The organism is Nonomuraea sp. NPDC005650, assembly GCF_040605375.1.
GTDB lineage: Bacteria > Actinomycetota > Actinomycetes > Streptosporangiales > Streptosporangiaceae > Nonomuraea.
Genome location: NZ_JBEXCR010000024.1, coordinates 52,876 through 79,462 on the forward strand (window position 1 = coordinate 52,876; position 26,587 = coordinate 79,462).

Sequence of the window (26,587 nt, forward strand, 5' to 3'; positions counted from 1 at the left end):
GCTTAGATGCACGGCACCGCCCAATGGTTGTCCCAAAGACGCCACAGGTCCCCCGCGCGCCTCGGGGGACCCATGCGTCATGATCATTATGCCAGGCTTCCGGATCTTGTCGGCCATTCGTGCCGCAGCACCGACATGAGCACCGCGTCGTGCCACTCGCCGTCCCACAGCAGGGCGTCGCGTTCCACGCCCTCCTCGACGAAGCCGACCTTCTTGTACACGTGCCGCGCCCGCTCGTTGAAGGCGTAGACGCCCAGCCTGATCCGGTGCAGCGGCGTCGTGGCGAAGGCGTGGTCGAGGACCAGCTCGATGGCCTCGGAGCCGTACCCCTTGCCGAAGGCGCGCTCGCCGATGAGCGCTATGCGGAGATTGCAGGCGAGGTTGTGCGGGTCGAGCTCGTTGAGCACGATCTCGCCGACGTATTCGCCGGAGGCCATGATGGCCAGGTCGAGCCGGTCGGCGTGGTCCTTCCTGGTGGCGTACCACTGGCGGGCGGCCCCGAGGTCGATCTCGCCGTGCGAGCCGGTCAGGCGGCCCACCTCGGGATCGGAGACCAGCTCGAAGAGGCCGTCGACGTGCTCGGGACCGACCGGGCACAGGGTCACGCGGTCACCCGTCAGGGTGGGCTTCTCGGCGAACATCCCCCCTGGCTATCAGTGCCGATCGCCCCCGGGCAAACCCATTTTCCGCAGCGCCGCGTCCCGCACCTGCTCGGGCGTCATGTCGCCGACGTCGCACCTCAGGTCCGCGACCTCGCGGAAGAACGGCTCGCGGCGGGCCCGCATGGCGGCGGGGCCGAAGTCGGGGCGATGGCTGCTCGACTTCATCCGCCGGGCCAGCACCTCGTCGGAGGCGTCCACCCACACCACGAAGGCGCCGCGCAGCGCCGCGCGCACCTCGGGGAACTCGACCGTGCTGGCCGCCGCCGCGACCACCTCCGGCTCTCCGGCCAGCTGGTGCAGCACGTGGTCGGCCTCGTACCGGTGCAGGGCGTCTGCGCCGTCGCGTTCGGCGAGCTGCGCGGCGGTGCCGCCGTACCGCTGCTTGAGGAACGCGTCACTGTCGCTGAACGGCAGCCCGAGCGCCTCCGCGATCAACCGCCCGGCGCTCGTCTTGCCCGAGCCCATCAGCCCGATCAGCACGACTGGTTTGTTTTTCGACATGTGGATAGAGGTTCCCGTGTCAAGGAGGTAAATCTGATGACCATCGCCGGAAGCATCATCCTCATCATGCTCGGCGCGATCCTCACCTGGGCCGTCGAGTTCGACCTCGCCGGCCTCGACATCAACGTGGTGGGGGTCATCCTCATGCTCGGCGGCCTCGTCGGACTCCTGTTCGGCATCTACAGGATCAGCGTCACGCGTAGGGCGGTCGGCCCCATCGACGAGCCGGTTCACCGTCACGAGGTGTACGAGGAGCCTGAAGCCCGCAGGACCACCGTCTACGAGGAGCGCCGCCGCTACGACGAACCACCGCTGTAGGAGGTGAATCGACATGCCAGCTGTTGAAGAGCTGCCGTCGACCATCAAACGTTCGCCGAAGAAGGCACAGAACACGTGGATCAGGGCGCACGACAACGCCGTGAGAGAGTACGGCGAGGGCCGGCGCGCCCACATGACCGCGTTCGCCGCGATGAAGCGGTCCTTCGAGAAGGTCGGCGACCACTGGGAGCCGAAGAAGGGCGTCTCCGAGAAGGCGACGATGGGCCGGACCGCTACGACCCGGACCACCCGGACCACCAAGGCCGCGACCCGGACGGGTACCAAGGCCGGGATGACGGCCAGGACCGGTACCAAGGCCGGGATGACGACCCGGACCACCACCAAGGCCGCGACCCGTACCGGTGGTAAGACCGGGGCGACGACCCGGACCACCGCCAAGGCCGCGACCCGGACCGGTGGCAAGGCCGGGATGACGACCCGGGCGACGAAGGCCGTGACCCGGACCGCGAAGGCCGCGATGACCCGCACGGCCAAGACGACCGAGGGCGTCAACCTCAACGCCACCAAGGAGTACCTGCAGAACATGGCCGCCAGGCTCGACGTGCGCGGCCGGTCCAAGATGACCAAGCAGGAGCTGGTGAACGCGATCAGGAGGGCCAACAGGAGGCTGACGACGAAGGCCCGTTGACGGGAGGCGTCCCGCTCAGAGAGGGCGGCGCCAAGAGGGCCGGGGGCATCTCGCCCGTCGGCCCTCACTTATGTCCGCGTGTCCGTCACAGGAGCCGCTTGACCGCCTCGGCGATGGCGTGGCGGTCGATGCCCGCGTCGGCCAGCTGCTCCTCGGGCGTCGCGGACCCGGGCAGGCCCGTCACGGCCAGCTTCACCACCCGCGGCCCCAGCTCGCTGACCGCGTCCATCACCGCGTCGCCGAGCCCACCCTCCAGCCGGTGGTCCTCCACCGTGATGAGGTTACCCGTGGTGGTGGCCGCCTCGACCAGCGCGGACGCGTCGACGGGCTTGACCGAGTACAGGTCGATCACCCCCACCGGGATCCCGGCCTCCCGCAGTTCGTCGGCCGCCGCCAGCGCCTCGTGCACGGTCACGCCCGCGGCCACGATCGTGGCCCGGTCGTCGGGCGAGTGCCGCAGCACCCGCGACCCGCCCACGGGGAACCGCTCGCCCGGCGGGTAGACGACCGGGGTCTCCCCGCGCGTGGTGCGCAAGTAGGAGACGCCTTCGACGTCCGCCAGCTCGGCGGTCAGCGCCGCGGCCTGGTTGGCGTCGCACGGGTAGAGCACGGTGCTGCCGTGGACGGCCCGCAGCATCGCCAGGTCCTCCAGGCCCATCTGCGAGGGCCCGTCCTCGCCGATCGCCACGCCCGCGTGCGACCCCACGAGCCGGATGGACGCCCCGCTCACGCCGGCCATCCTGATGAAGTCGTACGCCCTGCTCAGGAACGCCGCGAACGTGGCCGCGTACGGCTTCCACCCGCGCACCTGCAGACCGACGGCGGCGGCCACGAGCTGCTGCTCGGCGATGTACATCTCGAAGAAGCGCTCGGGGAACTCCTTCCCGAACGCCTCCGTCCTGGTCGAGTCCGCCACCTCGCCGTCCAGCGCCACGACGTCCCCGCGCGCCGCGCCGAGCGCCACCAGTGCCTCCCCGAACGCCGTCCGCGTGGCCGCCCTGTCGCCCACCTTGTACGCCGGCAGGCTCATCGGCCCGGTCTCGAACCGGTACGGCGCCGCCGCGGCCTCGGGCTTGTGCACCTCGACGCGCAGGTCCCGCTGCCCGCCCAGCTCCTCGACGGCCTTGCCCGGGTCCTTGAGCGGCTTGCCGTGGTGCCCTTCGCGGTTCTCGACCTCCACGGCCCCCTCGCCCTTGCGCGTCTTGGCCAGGATCACGGTCGGCCGCCTGCGCGTGTTGCGGGCGTCGGCGAGCGCGTAGTCGATCTGCCCGGGATCGTGCCCGTCGATCTCGATCGTGTGCCAGCCGAACGCCCCGAACCTGCGCGCGTAGGCCCCCGTGTCCCATCCGTGCCGGGTGGGCCCGCGCTGGCCGAGGCGGTTCACGTCCACGATGGCGGTCAGGTTGGCCAGCCCCTCGCAGCCCGCGTGCTCGGCCGCCTCCCAGATGGACCCCTCGGCCAGCTCGCTGTCCCCGCAGAGCACCCACGCCCGGTACGGCACCCGCTCCAGCCGCCCGGCCATGGCCACCCCGACCCCGACCGGCAGACCCTGCCCGAGGGACCCGGTGGCCACGTCCACCCAGGGCAGCCGCGGCGTCGGATGCCCCTCCAACCGGCTGCCCCGCCGGCGGAACGTCAGGAGCTCCTTGTCGTCGACGACCCCCGCCGCCTTGAAGAGCGCATATAGGAGGGGGGACGCGTGCCCCTTGGAGAAGATCAAGTGGTCGTTGGCGGGGTTGTCCGGGTTCTCGAAGTCGTAGTGCAGGTGGCACGCGAAGAGCACGGCCATCAGATCGGCTGCCGACATCGACGAGGTCGGATGGCCGGACCCGGCCTCCGCTGCCGCCCGCACGGAGTCGACCCGTAGTTGCGCGGCCAGCTCGGTCAGGTACTGAAGATCGCGCTCAGGCATCATGACCTCCTCGGGAAACGGTTCTTCGCCCGTGCAGTCCCTAACCAGTGCCCAGGAGCGAGCCTCGTACCCAACAGGTGGGCCTGATGGCGGCATGGCACCACTACGCGCCCTGGTAGTGGTGCCATGCCGAGATCAGCCTGCCTCTCCGTCCTGTCGCATCTTCTGGCGCCGAACGGCCAGCGCGATGTCCACCACCGTCGCCACGGCCAGCACGATCGCCAGGCCCGTCATGACGGGCGCCCCGACGATGACCCCGAGCACCGCGAACGCGAACAGGAACACCAGCAAGAACGACCCCACCCTGATGTGCGCCACGTCGCGCGGCGTCGCGGGCACCATGGCGTGGCCCCTGACGTCCCGCTCCTCGTGCCACTTTCCGTCGTCCGGCATGTCCCTGTTATCAGACATGTGGCCCACCTGCCCGCTCTTTTTGTCCCCTAACGTCCAGAGAAAGCCTTGTATGACCTGACGGTTGTTGACGCTATTTATGCCGTTTGAGGTGTTCATCCTGGGGCATGCGGCGACAGAAGAGGGAGGCGAGCGATGGAAGCTCCGCAGTACGTCGCGGCCCGCGTCCAGCAGGCGCTGGCCGAGGACGGACGCACGCACGAGCTCGGAATCCGCGTCGACATCCGAGGTGATCAGCTGTTCCTGCGCGGCGAGGTCAGCGGGACCGGGCAGCGTGAGCGGCTCGGCCAGGTGGCGCACGAGGCCGCGCCCGAGCTCCACCTGCACAACGAGATCAAGGTCGTGGAGGCGAACGAGCCGGGGGAGGATGAGCGTCTTGACTGACCTGCGTATCGCGGCCGTCGGAGACATCCACCTGGGGCAGGACGACAGAGGCCAGTACCGTAAAAAACTGGGGGGCATCGAGGAGCGCGCGGACGTGCTCATGGTGGCCGGGGACCTGACCAGGCACGGCACGCTGGAGGAGGGGCGGGTCGTGGCCGACGAGCTGCGCGGCCTGCCGATCCCCGTCGTCGCGGTGCTCGGCAATCACGACTACCACTCCGACCTGCAGTACGAGATCGCCGGCGAGCTACGCGACGCCGGCGTCGTCGTGCTGGACGACGACGGGGCCGTCATCCAGTGCGGTGACCGCAAGCTCGGCGTGGTCGGCGGTAAGGGCTTCGGCGGCGGGTTCGCGGGCAAGTGCGCCAGCGAGTTCGGCGAGCGCGAGATCAAGAACTTCGTCGCCCACACCCGCAACATCGCCGAGTCCTGGAAGGTCGCGCTGAAGGAGATCGTGGCCGAGAAGCGCGTCGTGCTGTCGCACTACTCCCCGATCAAGGAGACCCTGGAGGGGGAGCCGCACGAGATCTACCCGTTCCTGGGCAGTTACCTGCTGGCGGAGGCGGTCGACACGGCGGGCGCCGACCTGATCCTGCACGGCCACGCGCACAAGGGCAGCGAGAAGGGCATGACGCCGGGCGGCATCCGGGTCCGTAACGTGGCGCTGCCGGTGCTGGGCCGGGCCTACGCCGTCTACTGCCTCGACTGCGAGACCGGGTTCTAGCGGAGTCCCGGCCGGCGGCTAGAGGACCTTGGCGGCCAGGAGGCAGATGTCGTCCTCGGCGTTCTCCCCGCCCAGCCGCCTGAGCAGGCAGCTGATCAGCTCCTCGGGGTCGTCCCCGGCGCAGTGGCGCGCGGCCTTGACCAGCGCGTTCATGCCGGTCTCCAGGTCCAGCCCGCGGCGCTCGACGATCCCGTCGGTGTAGAGCAGCAGGACGTCGCCGGGCTCCAGCTGCGTGGTGGTCAGGCCGTACTCGGTCGCGTCGAACGCCCCCAGCATCATCCCCGACACCCCCTCGACCAGTGCGGCGTTCCCGCCCCTGATCAGCACGGGAGCGGGGTGTCCCGCGTTCGTCCAGGCGTAGACGCGGGTCTTCGGGTCGAAGTGGCCGACGATCGTCGTGCCCGTCACCGTGACGGCCTCGCCGGCGTGCACGATGAGGTCGTTGAGCCAGGTGGTGAGCCGGCCCGCGTCCGCCCCCGTGTACGCCAGCCCGCCCAGCCCCGAGCGCATCTGGAGCATGATGCTGGCCGCGGTCAGCCCGTGGCCCATGGCGTCGCCGATCGCCAGCAGCACCCGGCCGTCGGGGATGAGGCGGGCCTTGAACCAGTCGCCGCCGAGCCGGGCGAGCTCCTCGCCGGGCAGGTAGCGTACGCCGACGGTCAGCTGGGGCAGGTGGATGAGGCCGCGGCGCATCGGCATGATCGTGTTCTGCAGCTGGACGGTGATCCGGTGCTCCTCCTCGGCCCGCTGGCGCTGCCAGTGGGCCTGCTCGTGCGCCACCGCCAGGGCCCGTTCCCTGCGCCGGTTCTTGGTCACGTCCTGGGCCAGGCAGCGCACCTTGACCGGCAGGCCGTCGGTGTCGAGGATCGGCTCGCTGAACACGCTGAGATGCCGCACCCCGTGCCGGTGCTGGATCCTGAACTCGGTCTCCACCGCCTCCCTGAACTCCAGCAGGGAGTGGATCATGTCCTCGACGATCGGCAGGTCCTCGGGCACGACGATGGAGGGCAGCTCTTCGAGGGACATCGGCCCGTCGTCGCGGTCGCGGCCGAACATCTCGTACATCTCGGGTGTCCAGAGCGTGCGCTCCGTGGCCAGGTTCCACTCGCCCCAGCCCAGCTCGGCCAGGCGCTGGGCGCGTTCCCAGCCGGAGACCAGCAGTTCCTCGTCGTCGAGCATCCGCCAGGTCACCAGCAGCCCGTCGTCCACGCGGGACGCGCGCACGCTCAGCGTGGCGGGGCAGAGCAGGTAGTCCAGCACCTCGACGTATTCGAGCGGCTCGCGGTGCACCGACACGCCGGTCTCGTACACGGCGATGTAGTCGTCGAGCAGCCCCGAACTGGCCACGCCCGGGGTGACCGCCAGGAGCCGGCATCCGGCCAGCTCGCCGGCGGGGCGCCCGGTCACGGTCCTGGCATGCCGGTTGGCCGCCAGGATGCGGAAGTCCACGACGCGGCCCAGCGAGTCTTTGACGGGGGTCAGGTAAAGGGCCGAGGCGTGGACCGCCTCCAGCATCCCGCGCACCGAGGCGGGCACTTCGAGCGCCCGCACCGGTTCCTCCGGCGGACGCTCGATGCCCTTGGCGACCTCGACCGGGTCGAGCCCGCTGTGGTGCGCCATTCTGGCGAGCTGCTCGGCGGCCTCGCCGGGGCGGATGTTGAGCTCGGTCGCCAGCCGGGCCGTGGCCTCGTCGAGTATGGCTTCGGAGCGCCTGTGATGCCGCAGCCGCGCCAGTTGTTCACGTACTCTCGCCGATGCCGCGCTGGTTTCGAAGCGGCTCAACGGCGGATATTTGTTCACCCGCTCCCCATGCCCTGGGGAGCGCCGGACTTACACGTTGAAGATGCTTACTCCGCCGGGTCCGACCAGGAAGCCGAGGATGATGAGCACGATTCCCCAGAGGAGGTCGCGTCTGGCCAGGATCACGTAGATCCCGGAGACGACGAGAATTACCGCGATGATCCAGAGTAAAGTAGCCATGGGCTTCTCTCTGCCCTCGTGGGGATTCGCATAACATGTTTTTTCCATCGCCGATGGGCAAGTGACCCCGATATTCAACGCCTAGTTGACGATTGTTTGGGTAGCCCGAACTCATGACGAGCCACGGCCACGCTGTCACCGACGCCATCCTGGACACGCTCAAGCGTGCCAGCTCAGGGCTGAAGGACGCCGGGGTCAAATTCGCCCTGGCCGGCGGGTGCGCAGCGTACGCGAGAGGCGCCGCTCCGTCGTTGCACGACGTGGACTTCATGCTCACGGAGCACGATGTGCCGACCGCGCTGGAGGCCCTGCGCGGGCTCGGCTTCCAGACGGCCAAGCCGCCGGAGGACTGGCTGGTCAAGGCGTACGACGAGGGGCGGCTGGTGGACCTGATCTACCGGGTGTCCGACCAGCCGATCACCGACGCGCTGCTGGACCGGGCCGAGCCGCTGAAGGCGTCCGCGGTGATCGTGCCCGTGCTGGAGGCCACCGACCTGGTCATCTCGTGGCTGCTGCCGCTGTCGGAGCACGCCTGCGACTACGGGGCGCTGCTGGCCCAGGTGCGCGCGCTGCGCGAGCAGGTCGACTGGCCGCGGGTGGCCGCCGTGCTCCAGGACTCGCCGTACGCGATGACGTTCATCACGCTCCTGGAGCGGCTGGACGTGCTGCAGGGCCCGATCGAGCCGAAGGGCGACCCGAAGTGGCCGTAAGACAGTGGCCGGCAGACAGGCGGAGGGCCGCACCCCGGTGGGGTGCGGCCCTCCTGTTGCGGCACGGAAGGTCATCCGATGAACCGGCCGTAGTAGTCCCCTAGCCGCGTCCGGTACTCGGCCCTCTCTTCTTCCGTCTTTCTCGGGCACGCCTCCAGCTACCCGGGCACGTCCGGTTAAACGTCTTGCAAAGCACTTGCCTGCAGGCGGGCGGCAAGCGGCCGGGCGCACCCTCTCCATGACAGGAGGGGGCGGAACCCATGCGAACCAGCTCAGACCGGCTTTATGAGATCGACGGCCTACGGCTGCTGGCGGCGCTCTGCGTCGTGCTCTTCCACTTCACGTTCTCCGGCTGGGCCGGCGGCACGAGCCCGGTGGCCTTCGCCGCCGAGAGCTCCTGGTCCAAGTACGGATACCTGGGCGTGGACCTCTTCTTCCTGATCAGCGGGTTCGTGGTGCTGATGAGCGCGTGGGGCAGGAGTCCGCGCTCGTTCCTGGTGTCGCGGGCCGTGCGGCTCTACCCCGCGTACTGGGTGGGCATCGTGGTCACCGCCCTGGTCACCGTGACGCTGGGGCAGGGGCTGTTCCAGGTGACGCTGCCGCAGGTGCTGGCGAACCTGACGATGTTCCAGGCGGTGCCGGACGTCGCGAACGTGGATGTCGTGTACTGGACGCTCTGGGCCGAGATGCGGTTCTACTTCCTCATCCTGGCGCTCACCTGGATCGGGATGACGCGCGGCAGGGTCATGGCGGGGCTGTGGGGCTGGCTGGGGCTGACGTTCGCGGTGGAGACGGGGCTGCTGCCCGGGTTCGCCGACCTGATCGTGCAGTCGGAGTTCTCCCACTACTTCATCGCCGGGATGGCCCTGTTCATGCTCTACAAGTTCGGGCTGAACCTCCAGATCGCGCTGCTGGTGCCGATCTGCCTGGGCAACGCGGTCTACCGGGCCATCGGGTACGCCGACGCCGTCGGCTCGCGATACGCGGTGTCGTACTCACACACGGTGATCACCGCCGTGGTCGTGCTCGTCTTCCTGGTCATGACGCTCGTGGCGTTGCGCGCCACCCGCGTGCTGGCCCGGCCGTGGCTGGTGACGGCCGGCGCGCTCACGTACCCGCTCTACCTGCTGCACGCGCACATCGGGTTCATCGCCTTCAACCGGCTGGGGGACGCGCTGAACAAGTACGTGCTCCTGGTCGTGATCGTCGTGGTCATGTGCGGGGCCGCGTACCTGGTGCACAGGTTCGTGGAGCGGCCGCTGGCGCCCAGGTTCAAGCGCCTGCTGTCCGGCCGGCCGGTGGCCCCGTCACTGGGTGTGATCGTCGCGGGGCGTCCGGTAATCTGACGCGTTCTTCCCGTTAAGCCGCCAACTGCGACTACGATCCGGGTCAAAGCAGGCAAAGGGGGCGGCAGGTTTGGGTCACAGCGGAGAGTACGAGTGGGCTCCTCCCGGAGTCGACCCGTCACAGCCCAGCGTGGCCCGTGTGCACGACGCGCTGCTCGGCGGCATGGAGAACTTCGCCGCCGACCGCTCGGTGGCCCGCAAGCTGAGGGACACCGTGCCCGAGGTGGTGGACCTCGTCTGGTGCAACCGCGCCTTCATCGGCAGGGTCGTGGACTACCTGATCCGCGAGGCCGGGATCAGGCAGATCATCGACCTGGGCGCCGGACTGCCCACGGTGGAGAACACGCACGAGGTGGCCCACTTCGCCGACCCCAGGACCAGGGTGGTGTACGTCGACAACGACCCCATGGTCGAGCCGCACGCCCGCGCCATCCTGAACGGCAACCCGTACGCCGACGCCATCACCGCCGACGTCCGCGACGTGGACGGCGTGCTCGGCCACCCGTCGGTGCGCCGCCTGATCGACCCGGCCCAGCCCACGGCGATCCTGATCATCGGCGTCCTGCACCTGCTGCCGGACCAGGACGACCCGCACGAGCTGGTCCGGCGGTACATGTCGGCGATGCCGAGCGGCAGCCACCTCGCCGCCTCCAACATGATGTCCTCGACCAACCCCCAGGCCCAGGCCCTGGAGGCCATGCTCCACGTCACCATGGGCACCGGGTACTTCCGCGACCGGGACGTGATCGCGGCGTACTTCGACGGGCTCGTGCTGGTGGAGCCCGGGGTGGTGCACTTCCCCGAATGGCACCCGGACGAGCGCCTCCCCGGCCCGCTGGCCACCTGGGAACAACTCCTGCTGGGTGGCGTAGCCCGCAAACCCTAGCCCCGCCTGTCCCACCCCACCCCTTTAACGGCTGCCCCCTCAACGACCGCCCCCTCAACGACCGCGCCTTCAAAGGACAGCGGCCGAAGTGCGGCGGGTCACCTGCGCGCTAAAGTGACCGGGTGCATCGACGTTTGATCTGCTCCCCGCCCCCCGCCCTCTAGCGGGCGGCATTCCCTGAGATTCCGGGTCTGACCGATCCGGGGGTGGTTGCTGCCCGCACACCGGGCCCATTCCAACCACTCCATCCGGAGCACTCCTGTCATGACCCATGTCTCCGCCCGGCGGGGCGCCTTCTACGTGTCCGTGGCCGCGACCGCCTGGGGCACGGGCGGCGCCGCCGGTTCGCTGCTCTTCGAGTCCGGCGGCCTCGGCCCCGTCGGCGTCTCCCTGTGGCGCTACCTCCTCGGTGCCGCCTTCCTCCTCGTCCTCACCCGCAGGCCCGCCGTGCTCAACGGGCGGGTCCTGCTGATCGGCGCCGGAATGGCCGTCTACCAGGCCGCGTACTTCGGCGCGATCGCCCACTCCGGCGTGGCGATCGCGACCGTGGTGACCATGGGCGCCACCCCCGTCTTCACCGCCCTGGGCAGCCGTTTCCTGCTCCGTGAGCCACTCGGTCGCGTCGCGCTCGCTGCCCTCGTCACCTCCCTGGCCGGGCTCGTCCTGCTCACCGGCGAGACCGCGCTGCGGTCCCAGACGTCCTCCATCGCGGGCATCGGCCTCGCCCTGCTCTCGGCCGCCGGATACGCCGGGGTCACGATCCTCTCCCGGCGGAACGGGGACGACGACGCGCAGGGCGTGGCGATCGGCGGGTTCGTGGTCGGGGCGATGTGCCTGGCGCCGTTCGCGCTGGTGGAAGGGGTGGTGCCGAACGTGAGCCTGTCATCCGTCGCGCTGCTGCTCTATCTGGGCGCGGTGCCGACCGCGCTCGCGTACGGCCTGTTCTTCCGCGCCCTGACCGCGCTGCGCGCCACCACGGTGTCGATCATCTCGCTCGCCGAGGCGGTGGGTGCGGCGCTGCTCGGTGTGGCGCTGTTCGGGGAGCAGCTCACACCTCTCGCCTGGTCGGGGTGCGCGTTGCTGCTGGCCGCCGTCACAGTCCTCGCCGTACGGGCTGAATCCGGGTGACTCGGGCAGAAGAGATGTGGCGGGAGAGCGCCCCGGATGAGCTAATGTCCGGTACGGCGGCGCTAGCCGTAACGTCGCTCCGCTCCCCTCCCTTGTAAGAGGGAACGGTGTCGGCGAAGCGTGCGTTGGAGGAACTGTGGCCTCAATAAAGGGAATTCTCAGGAACCTCCTGGATCGTCCAGGCGGGGTGCCCCTGAGCCCTTATCAGAAGATTGTCAAGGCAGCGGAAGACCGCGCCGAGCGGCTGGGGAAGCTCGACGAGCTGCCCGAGCCGAAGATGGACGATCTGGCCGAGTTCTGTGCCGTCGCGCGCGAGGCCGCCGACAGGACGCTGGGCCTGCGCCCGTACGACGTGCAGTTGCTCGGCACGCTTGCCCTCCTCGACGGGAAGGTCGCCGAGATGGCCACCGGCGAGGGCAAGACGTTGTCCGGCGCCATGGCGGCGGCGGGTTACGCGTTGCAGGGCAAGCATGTTCACGTGATCTCGGTCAACGACTATCTGGCCAGGCGTGACGCCGAGTGGATGGGGCCGTTCTACGAGGCGCTCGGCGTCACCGTGGGCTGGATCGGCCAGAACTCCACGCCGGAGGAGCGGCGCGAGGCGTACGCGAAGGACGTCACGTACGGGCCCGTCAGCGAGATCGGGTTCGACGTGCTGCGCGACCGGCTCCGCACGGAGGCCGGCGAGATCATCGTGCCCGCGCCCGAGGTCGCCCTGATCGACGAGGCCGACTCCGTGCTGGTCGACGAGGCCCGCGTGCCGCTCGTGATGGCCGGGTCCACCGACCCCGGCAACGCGGTGCCGGAGATGGCGGCGCTGGTCCGGCAGCTCGTACGCGGCTACCACTACGAGATGGACGAGCAGGCTCGCAACGTCTACCTCACCCCCAAGGGCGCCGACAGCGTCGAGAACCTTCTCGGCGTCGAGCTCTACGACGAGCACGAGCCCGGCACGCTCATCGAGCTCAACCTGGCCCTGCACGCCCACGTGCTGCTCGCCCGCGACGTCGACTACATCGTGCGCGACGGCAAGGTTCAGCTGATCAACCCCTCGCGCGGCCGGGTGGCGCTGCTCCAGCGCTGGCCCGACGGCCTGCAGGCGGCCGTCGAGGCCAAGGAGGCGCTGCCGCCGAGCGAGAAGGGCGAGATCCTCGACTCGATCACCGTTCAGGGCCTGATCCGCCGCTACCCGGAGATCTGCGGCATGACGGGCACGGCGGTGGCGGTCAGCGAGCAGCTCGGCGAGTTCTACGGCCTCAAGGTCGCGGTCATCCCGCCCAACCGCCCCTGCGTGCGCGAGGACGAACCCGACCGCATCTACCCGACCGTCCCCGACAAGGACGCCGCCCTGGTGGAGGAGATCCAGGAGATCCACGCCACGGGCCGGCCGATCCTCATCGGCACGCTTGACGTCGCCGAGTCGGAGAACCTCGCCAAGCTCCTCCAGCGCCGCGACATGGAGCCGGTCGTGCTCAACGCCAAGAACGACGCGGAAGAGGCCGCGATCATCGCCAAGGCGGGGGAGCGCGACGCCATCACCGTCTCCACCCAGATGGCCGGGCGCGGCACCGACATCCGCCTCGGGGAGGGCGTCGCCGAGCTGGGCGGCCTGTACGTGATCGGCTCGGGCCGTCACGCCAGCAGCCGCCTCGACGACCAGCTCCGGGGGCGCGCCGGCCGCCAGGGCGACCCGGGCGGCTCGGTCTTCTTCGTCAGCACGCAGGACGACCTGATCACGCAGTTCGTCTCGGACGAGCGACCGCCCGCCGCCGACGCCGACGGCATCGTCCGTCACCGGCGCGGCGCGTACCTCGTCGGCCACGCCCAGCGCGTCGCCGAGGGCGTCAACCTGGAGATCCACCGCAACACGTGGCGCTACACCCGCCTCCTGGAGCACCAGCGCGAGCTCATCCTGGAGTGGCGCGACAAGGTCCTGCACGGCGACTCCGCCTCCAAGGCCCTGTCCACGGCCGACCCCGAACGCTGGGAGGCCCTGCCCGAGGACACCAGGGACGAGACCGCCCGCCAGATCGTCCTGCACGCCATCGACCGCTGCTGGACCGAGCACCTGGCGTTCCTGACGGACCTCCGCGAGGGCATCCACCTGCGGGCGCTGGGCCGGATGAGCCCCATCGACGAGTTCCACCGGGAGGCGGTGGCGGAGTACAAGTCGCTGCTGGCGGAGGTGGAACGGCGCTCGCTGGAGTCCTTCGAGGCCCCCGAGCCGGACCTGAAGCGGCCGACGGCCACGTGGACGTACCTGGTGCAGGACAACCCGTTCGGCACGGAGTGGGACCGCATCCTCAAGCGCGTCACGGCCGCCACCCGGCGCGGCTAGTTTGCTTCCGCTCGCCGTACCTGACAGAAGGTGACAGGTACGGCTGGAACGCTGGATTCATGACGATGAAGGCGAAGCTCCTGGCGGTCACCCTCGACTGCGCGGAGCCCAAGAAGCTTGCCGAGTTCTACCACGAGATCACCGGATGGGAGATCCAGTACGCGGAGGACGAGTACGCGGCCGTGGGGAACGGCACCACCAGCATCTACTTCGGCCGGATCCCCGACCGCAAGCCGGTGACGTGGCCGAGCTCGGACAAGCAGTTCCACCTGGACTTCCGGGTGCCGGACGTGGAGAAGGCGGCGGAGGAGTATGTCGCGCTGGGAGCCACCAAGCCGGAGTTCCAGCCGGGGGTCACGGAGGACGGCGTCCGCTGGCTCGTCCTCCAGGACCCAGCCGGCCACCTGTTCTGCGTCTGCCCCGACCGCTCCTGACCCCGACCGCTCCTGACCCCGACCGCTCCTGACCCCGACCGCTCCTGACCTCGGCCGTTCGTGGCCTCGGTCCGCTCCCGACCACCGCAGCCGCTTCCCGACCGCTCCGACTGCTCCCGACCACCCTGACCATTCCTGACCTTCCCGACCGCACATGGGCACCCCGACCGCTCATGGGCACCCTGGTCGCGCGACGGCACTCTGCCGCCGCGCGACCCAAGCACCCCGGAGACGACCTGCCCGGCCATGACGGCGCGTTCTGAGCATGGCGGCCTGCCAGGCGTAACGACCCTCTCGCCATGACGCCCCCTCACCCCGACGTCCGGCGAAGCTCGCCGTTCGTCCTGCCCGGCCGCCACCACCCTGCCCGGCCGCCACCACCCTGCCCGGCACGGCCACTGCCCGGCACGGCCAGCACTTGGCACGGCCCTGCTCGCCCCTCTTGCGCCACTTCGAGCCCGCCGCCTTGATCCCGCCACCGTGCGCCATCACCACCTTCCTGGACGGGAACGTGCCGCCTGAAGGCCACCTTGTGATGCCACCGCCCGTAGGGAGGCATGGCCGCGAGGCGGCACTAGCACCAGCACCGCCACGGACACGGGCACCCACCACCTTGGGATGCCACCACCTTGGGATGCCACCACCTCGGGATGCCACCACCTCGGGATGCCGCGACCACGGGCGTCAATGCATCCCACCCGGAAGCCAACCCACCAACGGGGCGGCGAGGCCGACCGCCCGGCCCGCGAGGCGCCACAAACGTGCAACCTCAGGTCACATATATGTCCAGGCCAGGACAATCTCTGCCCGAACGATCCACCAAAAGTATGATTCGCTAGCTTTGGTTCCCTCATAAGCTAGAGCAATGCTCTTGGAAGGATCCATGCCCCTGCGCAGGCGCCGATGACCTGGCTCGGCCTGATAATCGCCCTGGCAGGAGCGCTTGGATATGCGCTCGGCGCGGCCCTGCAACAGTACGAGGCAGTGGCCGAGGGTGCCTCGCTCAGGCTGGTCAGGCGTCCTCGCTGGTGGATCGGCGGCGTCATCGGCTTCACAGGCGCCTGCTTGCACGCCGTGGCGCTGAGCTTCGCCCCGTTGATCGCCGTCCAGCCGATCAGCGTCGCCACGCTGGTGTTCGCCGTGCCCTTGGCCGCGTTCATGTACGGGCGCAAGCCGTACCGAGCGGAGATCTTCGGTTCGATCGCGGTGGCCGTGGGCCTGCTCTGGCTCATGCTCCTGGTGCCATCGCACAACGTGACGCCCAGACTGAGCGACGTCGCCGCGCTCGTGTTCCTGGCCGTGGTCGGCGTGATCGTCCTGGTGACACAGCTGATCGCGACGCGCGTGCACGGGCCGAGCAGGGCGTTGCTGCTGTCCGTGGGCGCGGGTGTGGTGACGGCGAGCGTGTCGACGTTCGTCCGGGTCGTCGGGGGCGGCATGCAGGGGGACTGGGGCCGGCTGGTGCACTGGTTCACTCTCGCTGTGCCGGTGCTGCTGGTCTGCGCGGTGGTGCTGTTGCAGCGCTCGTACGCGGTCGGCTACTTCGGCATCGCGTACGCCGGCGTACAGGTCATCGACCCCATCACCTCGGTCCTCGCCGGCGTGATCCTCCTCGGCGAACCCCTGCCGGCCAGCCCCTCCACCGCCATCCCCGCCATCCTGGCCAGCGCGCTCACCATCGGCGGCACGATCACCCTGGGCCGCCTCGCCCCCGACCACTCCCGCCCCACCTCAACGCAGCCGAACCCGTCCCCGCAGCCCGTCTCCGCAACCTCCAAGGCCAACTGACCTCCCCGGCCACAACACCCCCCAGGCCGCCCAACTCGCTCCCGCCTTTCAGCTACGGCGATCTCCGGGTCAGCCAGGTTGCGCCTCGCCCTCAGTCACGGTGGTTACGGGCCAGGTAGTTCGCTCCCGCCCTCCAGCTATGGCGGCCTCCGGGTTGGCCAGGTTGCGCCTCGCCTCCACGGGATGGTCGCCAGGCCAGGCAGTTCGTCCCTGCCCTCAGCTGCGGCGATCTCCGGGCCGACCAGTTCGTCCCCGCCTTCCAAAGGCCGGGCGTTACGCGTGAGGGGTTGGGCCGTGCTCACCGCTCCCAGATGCCGTCGGAGGTTGCCAGCCAAGGAGATCGTCCATGGACCGCAGCATCAGGTCCGGACTCAGCCTGGCCGCCAGTGACATCCCGAAGTCCCGCGCCCACACCGCCACCGGATTGCGGAGCTGGGTCACCTTGCAGATGGACATCGACCGACGAACTACCTCCGTCGTGCGCTCCAGGCGGGCGGCGGTGTAGGCGGCGAGGTCGATCCCGCTGCCGCTGCGGGTACCGTTGCCGCCGTCGGTGCTGTTGCCGCCGCGGCCGCCCTTGCTGCCATCGGTGCCTGTGCCGGTGCCGTGCCCAGCGCCGTTGCCACCGCCACCGCCACCGCCGCCACCGCCGCCGCCACCGCCACCGCCACCGCCACCGCCACCGCCGCCGCCGCGGCTGGTGTCGGTGACGTGGGCGAGGGTGACTGCGTCCTCGATTGCCTGGCAGGCCCCCTGGCCGAGGTTCGGGGTCATCGCGTGTGCGGCGTCGCCCACCAGCGCCACCTTCCCCCTGTGGTACGCGGGCAGCGGGGTGCGGAGGTGGTGGATGTCGTTTCGGATGATCTTCGCGGGATCGGCCGCCCGCAGCAGGGTGGGAATCGGCTCGTGCCAGTCCCCGAACCTCCGCCTCAGCTCCTCCAACTCGTCCCCGAGCACGGTCCCCGCAGGTAGCACGTCGGTCGCGTACACGTACACGATGTCGTCGGCTACCGGGGTGATGCCGAACACGAGCCCCCTGCCCCAGGTCTCCGAGCCCGAGATCGTGAGATTCCCCCGTGGGATGAGGCCGCGCCAGGCCGTCACCCCTGCGTACGTCGGACCGGGGTGCTCAGGGAAGAGCGCCTGCCGGGTCTTCGAGTGGATGCCGTCGGCGGCCACGATCAGGTCGGCCGCAAGATCGCCGTCATCCGTACGCACCACGCCGCCCTCGGCGTCCACCCCGGTGACCGTGGTGCCCAGCCGCAACCGGTCGGCCCCCAGCGCATCCACGAGCACGTCCATCAACGTCGCCCGCAGCATGACCACCGCCGAATCCCCGTAACGGGTGTCGGCGGCTTCCGTCGTGGTGTGCACGAGCCAGCGCCCGTCCCGCCGCCGTATCCCCGCTTGTCCCTGCAACCTGGAGAGCTTGCGGACGGGATCGCCGAGGTCGAGCGTGTCGAGCGCTTTGAGGGCGTTGGCCGCGATGGCGAGCCCCGAGCCGACGGGATCGATTTTCGCGGTCCGCTCCAGCACGGTCACGTCCCATCCTCGGCGGCTTAACGCGATCCCGCTGGTCAACCCGCCGATCCCGCCACCGATCACCACAGCTCTGGGCATCTCATGCTCCATCGTCGTCACTACGCCTGTAGTTTCACCATACTACGCCTGTAGTTCGGGGCGTACTACCGCTGTAGTATCGGGTTCCGTGAAGCGCTCAGAGATCGTCGCGGACACGGCGATCACCTTGCTGGCCGAACGGGGTATGCGCGGCCTCACTCACCGGGCCGTCGACGAGGCTGCCGGCCTGCCCCCCGGTTCCACGTCCAACCTGGCCCGCACCCGCGCTGCCTTGCTGGAGTTGACGCTGTCCAGGCTGACGGAGCTGGAGATGCGGGCTTTGGCCCTGGCGTACGAGAGCGACTCGTTCGAACTGTCGGACCTGCCGGGTGTCATGGCGGAGGCGCTGCACATCCAGTTGATGGATCGGCGGCGCACGTTGGCCCGCTACGAGCTGGCCCTGGAGGCGACTCGGCGGCCGGAGCTGCGCAAGATCTACGACGAGGCCGGCCGGGGTTTCCGTGACCCCGCCGTCGCGCTGTTGACCGCTCTGGGCTCACGGGACCCGGTGCGACATGCGCGTCAGTTGGTGGCGTTCGGAGAGGGCCTGATGTTCGACGCCATTGCGGGCGCGGGCGCCACACCCACCCTGGACGAGCTCATCGAGGCCATGCGCGACCTCCTTGCCGGCATGCTTCGCTGAGCCGGCATGCTTCGCTGACTCCCCCAGGGATCCTTACGTCCCTGGGCTTGGGGCGTGGGAGATGGGGGAGTCTCGGCCGTCGCCGGTGGGCGGGACTGGCTGGGTTTCGGTGGTTGGTAGTGACTGGGATGTCGGCAGCCAGCGGTGGCTAGGCTCTCGATGGGCAATGGCGGTTGGGGGTTGCGATGGGCGGTGGTGGCTGGGGTTGCGGTGGGTGGAGATGGCTGGGGTCGCGGGGTTCGGCGGTGGGTGGGGTTGGGACGGTCGGTGGTGGCTGGGGTTGGGATGGGCGATGACGGCTGGGCTTTCGTTGGGCGGCGGTGGTTGAGGTTGGGACGGTCGGCGGTGGTTGCGGTTGGGACGGTTGGTGGTGGGTGGGGGCTGCGAGGGGTGGTGGTGGCTGGGTTCGGCGGTTAGCTGGGCTTTGGGGTATCGCTTGGTTTGGGGGCTTGGGTAAGCCGCGGCGGCCTGGGTGGTCAGCAGGTGTTGCGGTGCGGTAGTTCGGGCAGGTGCTGGGACCACTCCTGCGGGGAGAGGGCGCCGTAGTGGGAGCAGATGTACGCTGCGTGATCCCGAGGTGTGGGCCCGTGTTCCAGCTCGATGGTCAGGACGGTTCCGCGTCCTGCCAGGACCCGCACGCTTCGTCCGTCGCCGGTGAACGTGGCCTGGACCGCTCGGTCGACGCCGGTTGTGGGCACTGCCCGGTCGGCCACCGGCGCGCCGTTGCCGTCGTGGACCCGCCAGACCCGGACTCGGTCGCTGTCTGTGCTGACGAGCAGCTGTCCGTCCGGGCTGAAGCGCAGATGGCCTGGCGAGGGGCGCAGCCGGGTGGATCGTGTGGGTACTCCGTCGAGGTCGTAGATCTGGATGCCGTTCTCCTCGGCGATCGCCACTCGCTCGCCGTCGGGGGCGAACGTTGTGTACTCCCATGGCATCCGGTCCAGCCACGGTGCGGGTGAGGGTTTTTGCCACGGTATTGGTGGTGGCCGCCGCAATGGTGAGGATGCGGACTCCGGGGATGGGGTGAGGGGCTGTTCCGGATCCGGTGCGCGCATTGCCTGATCCTCGCCTCGTGCGTGTGATGGCCGGGGGGCTGGCGTCTGGGGTGGTGGTGAGTTCGGTGGGCGGGGTGGTTGGGGGGTGCGGTGGCGGATTTCTGAGCGTTTGCCGGCGAAGACCAGGGCCACCCGATCCCCAGGGCCCACCACCGCGTACTCGCCCGCGAACGTGGCCCGTCGGGCCCTCAAGTCCCACGCCCAGCGCTCGCCCGACAGCCGGGCCGCCGCGAACAGCAGGCCGCCGCCCGGGCTGAACCATGCTGATTGTTCTCCGGGGGCGCCCAGGCCTCGGCCGAAGGGGGGTCCGATGCCGTTGCCGGAGGCGGTGTCCCAGAGGTAGGAACGGTCGACGCCGACGAGGGCCAGCGTGTGGCCGTCGGGGGACCAGGCCATGGCGCGTACGCTCTGGACCGGGCCGGCTGTTTGGGTGAGTTGGCGGCGGGTGGGGATGTCGTACACCCGCAGGGTTCCCTCGTTGAGCGCGGCCAGGCGGGAGCCGTCGTCGCTGATGGCGTGGAGGGAGCGTGGGCCCGCGTACGGGTCGGCGAACACGTCCACCGCCGAGTCCGCCGACGTCAGCGCCCGCCGCGCCTCGGGGATCGGCGCCAGACGCCACGCGGCGAGGCTCAGCTTGCGGGCCGTCACCGGGTCCGCGAGCCGCAGCGCCTCCGCCCGCGATGCCGCCACCTTCGCCATCGCCTGGTCCAGCCGTCCGTCGGCCGCGCCCCGCTGCCACAGGGCGAGCAGCACCACCACCGACAGCACCCCCGCCATGACCGTCCAGCGTCTGCGCGATCTCCTGCGTACCCTGGAGAGCCCCGCGTCGAGGAACGTCTGCTCTCCCGCGCTCAGCGTCACCCGCCTTCGGCCGCTGGCCGCCCATGCGAGCGCTCTGTCCAGCGGCTCCCCTCGGAACAGCGCCGCTTCCCGCCGTCCGCTCGCCTCCCACCGCCGTGTCGCCCGTGCCAGCTCCCTGTGTACGGCGAGTCCGTCGCGCTCGCCGTCCAGCCACTCGTGCAGCCGTGGCCAGGCTCGTAGGAGCGCCGCGTACGTGATCGCCAGCGAGTTGCTCCCGGCCAGGGGCGGCTCCTCGCCGTCGTGTGGTTCTGGTGGTGGGTCGTGGGTGAGGAGGCCCTCTTTTCCGTACGCCTCCAGCACCCCGTCGATCGAGGTCACCTCGTCGGTGGCGCGGCCGGCGACCAGGTCGGCTCTGGGGGTGGTGACGACGGTGTCGGAGCCGTCGGAGTCCAGGCCCACCAGGCGGAGGAAGACGTCCGGCACCAGGTCCTGTTCGGCCGGGCTGAGCTGCGCGTACACGGCCTCGGCGCGGGCGCCCAACGGCGGGTCGGAGACGGGCTCGGGGGGTAGCAGGCGGCCCTGCTGGGACTGCGGGGCGTCGAGGAGGGAGAGCAGGAGCTGGCGGGCGCTCGGGCGGCGTTCGGGATCTCGCTGCAGGGCGGCGGCCACCAGCCCGCGTAACGGGCGGTCCAGCCGTTCGCCGTGGCCTAATCGCTCGTCCGAACCGTAGGCGGCGAAGATCAGCAGCCGGCCCCAGGCGTGCACATCCCAGGCCGGCCCCCAAGGTTCCACCGCACTCGGCTGTCCGAAGGCGGCGTTCGGGGTGGGTTCGTGGAGGTGGTCTGGGGTCGCTATGTGGGCGTGCGGAGTGGGGTCCCGAGGGTCCCGAGGGTCCCGAGGGTCCCTGACCGGCGGTGTGTGGGTGGGGTCCCGAGGGGCCGTGTCTGGTGTCGGGGTGGGAGACCGCGAGGGAGTGTCTGGTTTGTGGGGGTTTGTGTCGGGGGTTGGGGGTGGTGGGTGGCCGGGGCTCCAGCCGAGGCCGACCAGGCGGGGGCCTTCGGCGCCCAGGATGACCTTGTCGGGGGTGAGGGAGCCGTGGGTCGCGCCCGCCTCGTGGGCCGCCGCCAGTGCCGTGGCGACGGCCGTGGCCAGGCGGTAGAGGGCGTCGCCCGTGTACGGGCCGTGCCGGTCCACGACCTGCCGCAGCGTGGGGCCGGGGACGTACTCGCTGACCAGGTAGGGCGGCGAGCCGTCCAGGCAGGCCTCCGTCAGCCTGGCGACCGATAGCGATCGCACGCGCCCGGCGGCCGAGGCGGCGGTGGCGAGCCTGGCGCGGGCCTCGGCGTCCGGCAGGCAGGGCACCCCCAGCGCATGGCGTATGCCCGACTCGTCGTAGGCCTCGCGGACGATGACGTGTCCGCCGCCGTCGAGCCGGGCGCCGAGCCAGTAGCTCCCCAGCCGATCAGTCATACACCCCTTAACGGTCCAAGCGGGCCCGGTGCTGCGGCCACTCCTCTTCGAGGATGCCGAAATAGACCGTGTCGCGCCAGGTGCCGTCGGCCCGCTTGCGGTGCCGTCGCAGCGTGCCCTCGTGCACCCCGCCGATGCGCTTGATGGCGTTCTGCGATCGGAGGTTGAGGTGGTCGGTCTTGAGCAGGACGCGGTTGTAGCCGAGCCCGAAGGCGTGGTCGATGAGCAGGAGCTTGCAGGCGGTGTTCACGGCCGTGCGCCACACCGACCGGCCGTACCACGTCCAGCCGATCTCGACGCTCTCGTCGAAGCCGGGCACGTCGCAGTACGTGGTCCAGCCCACGGCCCGGCCGCTCTCCTCGGGCACCACCGCGAAGGGGACGTGGTTGTCGTCGGACATCAGGCCGAGGGCGACCTTCCCCAGCTCCTCCTCGGAACGCGGCGCGGTCGCGGGCAGCCAGCGCCAGACCTCCTCGTCACCGCCGGAGGCGGCGAACAGGTCGGGAACGTGGTCGAGGGTGAGTGGTTCGAGCCGGACGACGCCGTTCTCGAGCACCACGGGGGCGGGCAGCTTCGCGGTCATGGCAGGTAACTCTAGGGCTGCCCGTGAAGTCCTGATTATGGCCACCTGCACCTCTTTGTGGGGAACCACCTGTCGACACTCATACCGGCCGGTCGGTACGCTCGCTGGCATGGACTTCGCCTTTGACAGTGTCACCGAGGACCTGCGCGAACGACTGCTCCACTTCATGGAGGAATGCGTCTATCCCGCCGAGCCCGCCTTCGAGGAGCAGGCCGCCACCAGCGGCTGGAGCCCGCCGCCGCTCATGGAGGACCTGAAGGACGAGGCCAGGAAGCGCGGCCTGTGGAATCTGTTCCTCCCGGGCGAGCACGGCGCCGGACTGACGAACCTCCAGTACGCGCCGCTGGCGGAGATCATGGGCAGGAGTCCCACCATCGCCCCGACGGCCACCAACTGCGCCGCCCCCGACACGGGGAACATGGAGGTCCTGTCCATGTTCGGCAGCGAGTGGCAGCGCAAGGAGTGGCTGCAGCCGCTGCTCGACGGGGAGATCCGCTCCGCGTTCGCGATGACCGAGCCCGACGTGGCCTCCTCGGACGCCACGAACATCGCCACCTCCATCGCACGGGACGGCGGCGAGTACGTCATCAACGGCCGCAAGTGGTTCATCTCCGGCGCGATGAACCCCAACTGCAAGATCTTCATCGTCATGGGCAAGACGAACCCGGACGCGCCCAAGCACCGCCAGCAGAGCATGATCCTGGTGCCCCGCGACACCCCCGGGCTGCACGTCAAGCGCGGCATGCACGTATTCGGCTACACCGACGCCGACCACGGCGGCCACGCCGAGGTCGTGTTCGAGGACGTACGCGTGCCCGTCGAGAACCTGATCGGCGAGGAGGGCGGCGGCTTCGCCATCGCCCAGGCCCGGCTCGGCCCCGGCCGCATCCACCACTGCATGCGCCTGATCGGCATGGCCGAGCGCGCCGTCGAGCTCATGTGCAGGCGGGCGCTGGCCAGGACGACGTTCGGCAAGCCCGTCGCCCAGCAGGGCGTGGTCCAGGACTGGATCGCCGAGTCCCGGATCAGGATCGAGCAGTTGCGCCTGCTCGTGCTCAAGACCGCCTGGCTCATGGACACGGTGGGCAACCAGGGCGCGCACACCGAGATCCAGGCCATCAAGATCTCCACCCCGCTCGCCGTGGAGTGGATCCTGGACAAGGCCGTCCAGGTGCACGGCGCGGGCGGCGTCTCGCAGGACTTCCCGCTGGCGGGGCTCTGGGCGGGCGCCCGGTCGCTGCGCCTGGCGGACGGCCCCGACGAGGTGCACAAGCGGTCCCTGGCCTATCGCGAGCTGAAGAGGTACATGTGAACGAGGCGGAGATCAAGGAGCGGGTCGCGGCGTTCCTCGCGGAGCACGACCCGGAGGGGGACCGGCTGGAGTTCCTGCGGGCGCGGTTCGACGCGGGGCTGGCCTGGGTGTGGTTCCCCGAAGGGCTCGGCGGGCTGGGCGCGTCACGGGAGCTGCAGCAGGTCGTGGAGCGGGAGCTGGCCGGTACGCCGCAGCTCAACGTCGGCGTCCAGGGCATCGGCCTGGGGATGGCGGCGCCGACGATCCTGACGTTCGGGACGGAGGAGCAGAAACGCCGCTTCCTCCGGCCGCTGTGGACCGGCGAGGAGATCTGGTGCCAGCTCTTCAGCGAGCCCGGCGCCGGATCCGACCTGGCCACGCTCGGGACCCGCGCCATCAGGGACGGGGACGAATGGGTCGTCGACGGACAGAAGGTCTGGACGTCCGGCGCCCATCACGCCAGGTGGGCCATCCTCGTCACCCGTACCGATCCGGACGTGCCGAAACACCGCGGCATGACGTACTTCATCTGCGACATGCACGCGCCGGGCGTCGAGGTGCGGCCGCTGCGGCAGATCACCGGTGAGGCCGAGTTCAACGAGGTGTTCCTGACCGGCGTGCGGCTCCCCGACGACCTGCGGCTCGGCGAGGTCGGCGACGGCTGGCGGGTCGCGCAGACCACGCTGATGAACGAGCGCGTGGCCATCGGCGGCGCTCCCGTGCGGCGCGGCGGCGGCATGGTCGGCGTCGTGGTCGACTCCTGGCGCGCCCACCCCGAGCTGCGCAGCCACGAGCTGCACCAGCGGCTGCTGTCGCTCTGGGTGGAGTCGGAGGTCACCCGCCTGTCCGGGGTACGGCTGCGCGAGCAGCTCGCCGCCGGCCAGCCGGGGCCGGAGGGGTCCGGCATGAAGCTGTCGTTCGCCAAGCTCAACCAGGCGCTGTCCGGCTTCGAGGTGGAGTTCGGGCGCGACCTGGGCTACGACGACTGGACCTTCCGCCGCTCCGAGGACGTCGACTTCTACGGTCGCGGCCCCGGCTACCGCTACCTGCGGGCCAAGGGCAACTCGATCGAGGGCGGCACGTCCGAGATCCTGCGCAACATCATCTCCGAACGGGTGCTCGGCCTGCCCTCAGAGCCCCGCGTCGACAAGGACGTGCCCTGGAAGGACCTGCCGCGATGAGCGACCCGATGACGCTGCTCTACTCCGAGGTCGAGGAGGAGCTGCGGACCGCGGTGCGCGGGCTGCTCGCCGACCGCTGCCCGCCCGCCGCCGTGCTCAAGCGGATCGAGTCCGACCCCTACGACCTGGACCTGTGGAAGACGCTGGCGGGCGAGATCGGGGTGGCCGGGCTGCTCATCCCCGAGCAGTACGGCGGCGCCGGGGCGTCGGCCAGCGAGGCGGCCGTCGTGCTGGAGGAGCTGGGCAGGGGAGTGGCGCCGGTGCCGTTCTTCACCAGCTCGGTGCTGGCCACCCGCGCGCTGCTGCCGACCGGCCCAGGGGGCGGCGGCGCCCTGCTGGCGGAGCTGGCCGAGGGCAGGAAGACCGCCGCCCTCGTCGTGCCGTTCGCGGCCTCCCCGTACCGGCCGGGCGCGACCGTGCGGCTCGAGGACGGGCGGCTGACCGGGACGGTCGCGGGGGTGGCCGGGGCCGACGTGGCCGACGTGCTGCTGGTGCCCGTCGAGGGCAGGCTGCACGCCGTGGAAGCGGGTGCGGTCGTCAGGGTCGTGCCGTCGCTCGACCAGACCAGGCCCGTCGCGACCGTCACCTTCGACGGGACCGAGGCCAGGGACGTGGGGGAGTGCGACCTGGCCGACGTGCTGCGGTTCGGGGCGGGGCTGCTGGCGTCCGAGCAGCTCGGGGTGGCCGAGTGGTGCCTCGACACGACGCTCGCCTACGTCAGGGAGCGCCACCAGTTCGCCCGGCCGATCGGCTCCTTCCAGTCGATCAAGCACCGGCTGGCCGACCTGTGGCTGGACGTCGTACGGGCCAGGGCCGCCGCCAGGAGCGCCGCGACCGACGGCTCGGGGGTCGCCGTGGCCGTGGCCCAGTCGTGGAACGCGGGCGTGGCCGTGCACGCGGCCGAAGAGGCCCTGCAGCTCCACGGAGGGATCGGGATGACGTGGGAGCACCCCGTACATCTCTATCTCAAGCGCGCCAAGGCCTCGGAGATCGCGCTGGGCACGCCCGGCGACCACCGCGCGGCGCTGGCCTCACTCGTCGACGTGCCCGGCCCCGAGTGAGGTGAGCAGCAGGTCGGCGAAGTGCCTGCCCACCTGGGCGCCGGTCAGCGGCCCGTCCACGTGGAACCACGAGCCCAGGTGGTGCACCGAGCCGAAGAAGTAGTCGACGACCAGCTCCGCCGGGACCCGGTCGCTGAAGACGCCCTCGCGCTGGCCCTCGGCCACGAGGTCGCGGAAGCGCTCGTGGTAGCGGCGGCGCTCGGCGCGCACGCTCTTCTGCGTCTCCGGGGCGAGCAGGTGCATCGATCTGAAGAAGATCTTGGAGTCGTCGAGGTTCGCGGCCGTGGTCTCCACGACGTCGGCCGCGGCCCGGTAGAGGCGCCGCCGCACGTCGCCGGGGCCGGCGGCGATCCGCGTCAGCCGCTCCATCTGCATGCGCAGCACCCGGGCGTAGATCTCGTGCAGCAGGTCGTCCTTGGAGTCGAAGTAGTGGTACATGGCGCCCTTGGTGACGCCGGCCGCCATGACGATCTCCTGGACGGAGGTGCCTTCGAAGCCGCGCTCGGCGAACAGGCGGGTCGCCTCGGCGAGCAGTCGCTGTCTGACCGGTTCCTCTTTCACATGTCCCCCTTTGTCACCTGCTTTAGCATACCGACTGGTCGGTCGAGGTCATTTGCTGGTCTTGCGGGTACTATTTGCGTCACCTTAGGCTCGCCTTGGTTAGGGAGCGGGTATCCCTTGACTGGCGAGGGATCTTCGGCGTGGCAGATC

General features: G+C 70.2%; 24 protein-coding genes and 1 pseudogene. 15 read left to right on the forward strand and 10 right to left on the reverse strand.

Annotated elements, in window-relative coordinates:
• Positions 1-86: 86 nt before the first annotated feature.
• Both ABZS69_RS36585 and ABZS69_RS36590 read right to left on the reverse strand, forming a co-directional pair.
• Complete coding sequence (locus ABZS69_RS36585) at positions 87-641, reverse strand: GNAT family protein (protein ID WP_355380112.1); 555 nt, start codon at positions 639-641, stop codon at positions 87-89.
• Positions 642-653: 12 nt separating this feature from the next.
• A complete protein-coding gene (locus tag ABZS69_RS36590) occupies positions 654-1,163 on the reverse strand; it encodes a shikimate kinase (protein WP_355380114.1) in 510 nt (169 codons plus the stop codon).
• 36 nt (positions 1,164-1,199) lie between these two features.
• On the opposite strand from ABZS69_RS36590, the gene ABZS69_RS36595 reads away from it, so the two are divergent.
• The gene (locus ABZS69_RS36595; protein WP_192787484.1) at positions 1,200-1,481 is read left to right on the forward strand and encodes a hypothetical protein; all 282 of its coding nucleotides are present in this window, start codon (positions 1,200-1,202) and stop codon (positions 1,479-1,481) included.
• Between the two features lie 13 nt (positions 1,482-1,494).
• A pseudogene (locus ABZS69_RS36600) lies at positions 1,495-1,683 on the forward strand (ChaB family protein); the annotation flags it as partial.
• A 532-nt stretch (positions 1,684-2,215) separates the two neighbouring features.
• On the opposite strand, the gene ABZS69_RS36605 reads toward ABZS69_RS36600, so the two are convergent.
• Positions 2,216-4,045 carry a transketolase gene (locus ABZS69_RS36605; protein WP_355380116.1) on the reverse strand — a complete coding sequence of 610 codons (1,830 nt, stop codon included), beginning with the start codon at positions 4,043-4,045 and terminating at the stop codon, positions 2,216-2,218.
• Positions 4,046-4,177: 132 nt separating this feature from the next.
• Positions 4,178-4,453, reverse strand: coding sequence for a hypothetical protein (locus tag ABZS69_RS36610; protein WP_355380118.1), 276 nt, complete (start codon positions 4,451-4,453; stop codon positions 4,178-4,180).
• Positions 4,454-4,588: 135 nt separating this feature from the next.
• Between ABZS69_RS36610 and ABZS69_RS36615 the strand changes: the two genes are divergently transcribed.
• Both ABZS69_RS36615 and ABZS69_RS36620 read left to right on the forward strand, forming a co-directional pair.
• Positions 4,589-4,837 (forward strand): BON domain-containing protein, encoded by a 249-nt coding sequence (locus tag ABZS69_RS36615; protein ID WP_355380120.1) that lies wholly within the window; start codon positions 4,589-4,591, stop codon positions 4,835-4,837.
• Positions 4,830-5,561: a metallophosphoesterase gene (locus tag ABZS69_RS36620; protein ID WP_355380122.1), complete on the forward strand. Its 732-nt coding sequence runs from the start codon at positions 4,830-4,832 to the stop codon at positions 5,559-5,561. Before ABZS69_RS36615 ends, ABZS69_RS36620 begins: the two co-directional genes overlap by 8 nt.
• An 18-nt stretch (positions 5,562-5,579) precedes the next feature.
• Here the strand turns inward: ABZS69_RS36620 and ABZS69_RS36625 are convergent, their stop codons facing one another.
• Positions 5,580-7,343, reverse strand: coding sequence for a SpoIIE family protein phosphatase (locus ABZS69_RS36625; protein WP_355380124.1), 1,764 nt, complete (start codon positions 7,341-7,343; stop codon positions 5,580-5,582).
• 48 nt (positions 7,344-7,391) lie between these two features.
• Positions 7,392-7,541: a GPGG-motif small membrane protein gene (locus tag ABZS69_RS36630; protein WP_355380126.1), complete on the reverse strand. Its 150-nt coding sequence runs from the start codon at positions 7,539-7,541 to the stop codon at positions 7,392-7,394.
• 113 nt (positions 7,542-7,654) lie between these two features.
• On the opposite strand from ABZS69_RS36630, the gene ABZS69_RS36635 reads away from it, so the two are divergent.
• From ABZS69_RS36635 to ABZS69_RS36665, 7 genes are all read left to right on the forward strand, one after another.
• Complete coding sequence (locus ABZS69_RS36635) at positions 7,655-8,251, forward strand: nucleotidyltransferase (RefSeq protein ID WP_355380128.1); 597 nt, start codon at positions 7,655-7,657, stop codon at positions 8,249-8,251.
• A 260-nt stretch (positions 8,252-8,511) separates the two neighbouring features.
• The gene (locus tag ABZS69_RS36640; protein ID WP_355380130.1) at positions 8,512-9,597 is read left to right on the forward strand and encodes an acyltransferase; all 1,086 of its coding nucleotides are present in this window, start codon (positions 8,512-8,514) and stop codon (positions 9,595-9,597) included.
• Between the two features lie 70 nt (positions 9,598-9,667).
• The gene (locus ABZS69_RS36645; protein WP_355380132.1) at positions 9,668-10,483 is read left to right on the forward strand and encodes an SAM-dependent methyltransferase; all 816 of its coding nucleotides are present in this window, start codon (positions 9,668-9,670) and stop codon (positions 10,481-10,483) included.
• 264 nt (positions 10,484-10,747) lie between these two features.
• A complete protein-coding gene (locus tag ABZS69_RS36650) occupies positions 10,748-11,611 on the forward strand; it encodes an EamA family transporter (RefSeq protein ID WP_355380134.1) in 864 nt (287 codons plus the stop codon).
• 187 nt (positions 11,612-11,798) lie between these two features.
• Positions 11,799-13,949 (forward strand): accessory Sec system translocase SecA2, encoded by a 2,151-nt coding sequence (gene secA2, locus ABZS69_RS36655; RefSeq protein WP_355380136.1) that lies wholly within the window; start codon positions 11,799-11,801, stop codon positions 13,947-13,949.
• 59 nt (positions 13,950-14,008) lie between these two features.
• Positions 14,009-14,383: a VOC family protein gene (locus ABZS69_RS36660; RefSeq protein WP_355380138.1), complete on the forward strand. Its 375-nt coding sequence runs from the start codon at positions 14,009-14,011 to the stop codon at positions 14,381-14,383.
• 903 nt (positions 14,384-15,286) lie between these two features.
• Positions 15,287-16,171 (forward strand): DMT family transporter, encoded by an 885-nt coding sequence (locus ABZS69_RS36665; RefSeq protein WP_355380140.1) that lies wholly within the window; start codon positions 15,287-15,289, stop codon positions 16,169-16,171.
• A 273-nt stretch (positions 16,172-16,444) separates the two neighbouring features.
• Here the strand turns inward: ABZS69_RS36665 and ABZS69_RS36670 are convergent, their stop codons facing one another.
• Complete coding sequence (locus tag ABZS69_RS36670; protein ID WP_355380142.1) at positions 16,445-17,791, reverse strand: FAD-dependent monooxygenase; 1,347 nt, start codon at positions 17,789-17,791, stop codon at positions 16,445-16,447.
• 88 nt (positions 17,792-17,879) lie between these two features.
• Here ABZS69_RS36670 and ABZS69_RS36675 point away from each other — a divergent pair, with 88 nt between their 5' ends.
• Entirely contained in the window at positions 17,880-18,434 is a 555-nt protein-coding gene (locus ABZS69_RS36675; protein ID WP_355380144.1) for a TetR family transcriptional regulator C-terminal domain-containing protein, read from the forward strand.
• Positions 18,435-18,910: 476 nt separating this feature from the next.
• Here ABZS69_RS36675 and ABZS69_RS36680 read toward each other — a convergent pair whose 3' ends face one another.
• Positions 18,911-21,760 carry a hypothetical protein gene (locus tag ABZS69_RS36680; RefSeq protein ID WP_355380145.1) on the reverse strand — a complete coding sequence of 950 codons (2,850 nt, stop codon included), beginning with the start codon at positions 21,758-21,760 and terminating at the stop codon, positions 18,911-18,913.
• A 7-nt stretch (positions 21,761-21,767) separates the two neighbouring features.
• The gene (locus ABZS69_RS36685; RefSeq protein ID WP_355380147.1) at positions 21,768-22,343 is read right to left on the reverse strand and encodes a GNAT family protein; all 576 of its coding nucleotides are present in this window, start codon (positions 22,341-22,343) and stop codon (positions 21,768-21,770) included.
• A 109-nt stretch (positions 22,344-22,452) separates the two neighbouring features.
• Between ABZS69_RS36685 and ABZS69_RS36690 the strand changes: the two genes are divergently transcribed.
• From ABZS69_RS36690 to ABZS69_RS36700, 3 genes are read left to right on the forward strand one after another with little or no spacing between them, the layout of a single operon-like run.
• A complete protein-coding gene (locus tag ABZS69_RS36690; RefSeq protein WP_355380149.1) occupies positions 22,453-23,655 on the forward strand; it encodes an acyl-CoA dehydrogenase family protein in 1,203 nt (400 codons plus the stop codon).
• A complete protein-coding gene (locus tag ABZS69_RS36695) occupies positions 23,652-24,815 on the forward strand; it encodes an acyl-CoA dehydrogenase family protein (RefSeq protein ID WP_355380151.1) in 1,164 nt (387 codons plus the stop codon). The genes ABZS69_RS36690 and ABZS69_RS36695 overlap by 4 nt, the downstream gene beginning before the upstream one ends.
• Complete coding sequence (locus ABZS69_RS36700) at positions 24,812-25,876, forward strand: acyl-CoA dehydrogenase family protein (protein WP_355380153.1); 1,065 nt, start codon at positions 24,812-24,814, stop codon at positions 25,874-25,876. Before ABZS69_RS36695 ends, ABZS69_RS36700 begins: the two co-directional genes overlap by 4 nt.
• Here the strand turns inward: ABZS69_RS36700 and ABZS69_RS36705 are convergent.
• Positions 25,847-26,437: a TetR/AcrR family transcriptional regulator gene (locus ABZS69_RS36705; RefSeq protein WP_355380155.1), complete on the reverse strand. Its 591-nt coding sequence runs from the start codon at positions 26,435-26,437 to the stop codon at positions 25,847-25,849. The two genes, ABZS69_RS36700 and ABZS69_RS36705, sit on opposite strands and share 30 nt — an antisense overlap.
• Positions 26,438-26,587 lie beyond the last annotated feature (150 nt).

Coding starts and splice junctions, on each gene's coding strand:
- ABZS69_RS36685 (WP_355380147.1), bottom strand. CDS start 22,343: ATGACCGCGAAGCTGCCCGCCCCCGTGGTGCTCGAGAACGGCGTCGTC.
- ABZS69_RS36585 (WP_355380112.1), bottom strand. CDS start 641: ATGTTCGCCGAGAAGCCCACCCTGACGGGTGACCGCGTGACCCTGTGC.
- ABZS69_RS36635 (WP_355380128.1), top strand. CDS start 7,655: ATGACGAGCCACGGCCACGCTGTCACCGACGCCATCCTGGACACGCTC.
- ABZS69_RS36650 (WP_355380134.1), top strand. CDS start 10,748: ATGACCCATGTCTCCGCCCGGCGGGGCGCCTTCTACGTGTCCGTGGCC.
- ABZS69_RS36590 (WP_355380114.1), bottom strand. CDS start 1,163: ATGTCGAAAAACAAACCAGTCGTGCTGATCGGGCTGATGGGCTCGGGC.
- ABZS69_RS36615 (WP_355380120.1), top strand. CDS start 4,589: ATGGAAGCTCCGCAGTACGTCGCGGCCCGCGTCCAGCAGGCGCTGGCC.
- ABZS69_RS36630 (WP_355380126.1), bottom strand. CDS start 7,541: ATGGCTACTTTACTCTGGATCATCGCGGTAATTCTCGTCGTCTCCGGG.
- ABZS69_RS36700 (WP_355380153.1), top strand. CDS start 24,812: ATGAGCGACCCGATGACGCTGCTCTACTCCGAGGTCGAGGAGGAGCTG.
- ABZS69_RS36660 (WP_355380138.1), top strand. CDS start 14,009: ATGACGATGAAGGCGAAGCTCCTGGCGGTCACCCTCGACTGCGCGGAG.
- ABZS69_RS36665 (WP_355380140.1), top strand. CDS start 15,287: ATGACCTGGCTCGGCCTGATAATCGCCCTGGCAGGAGCGCTTGGATAT.
- ABZS69_RS36640 (WP_355380130.1), top strand. CDS start 8,512: ATGCGAACCAGCTCAGACCGGCTTTATGAGATCGACGGCCTACGGCTG.
- ABZS69_RS36670 (WP_355380142.1), bottom strand. CDS start 17,791: ATGCCCAGAGCTGTGGTGATCGGTGGCGGGATCGGCGGGTTGACCAGC.
- ABZS69_RS36610 (WP_355380118.1), bottom strand. CDS start 4,453: ATGTCTGATAACAGGGACATGCCGGACGACGGAAAGTGGCACGAGGAG.
- ABZS69_RS36690 (WP_355380149.1), top strand. CDS start 22,453: ATGGACTTCGCCTTTGACAGTGTCACCGAGGACCTGCGCGAACGACTG.
- ABZS69_RS36605 (WP_355380116.1), bottom strand. CDS start 4,045: ATGATGCCTGAGCGCGATCTTCAGTACCTGACCGAGCTGGCCGCGCAA.
- ABZS69_RS36680 (WP_355380145.1), bottom strand. CDS start 21,760: ATGACTGATCGGCTGGGGAGCTACTGGCTCGGCGCCCGGCTCGACGGC.
- ABZS69_RS36595 (WP_192787484.1), top strand. CDS start 1,200: ATGACCATCGCCGGAAGCATCATCCTCATCATGCTCGGCGCGATCCTC.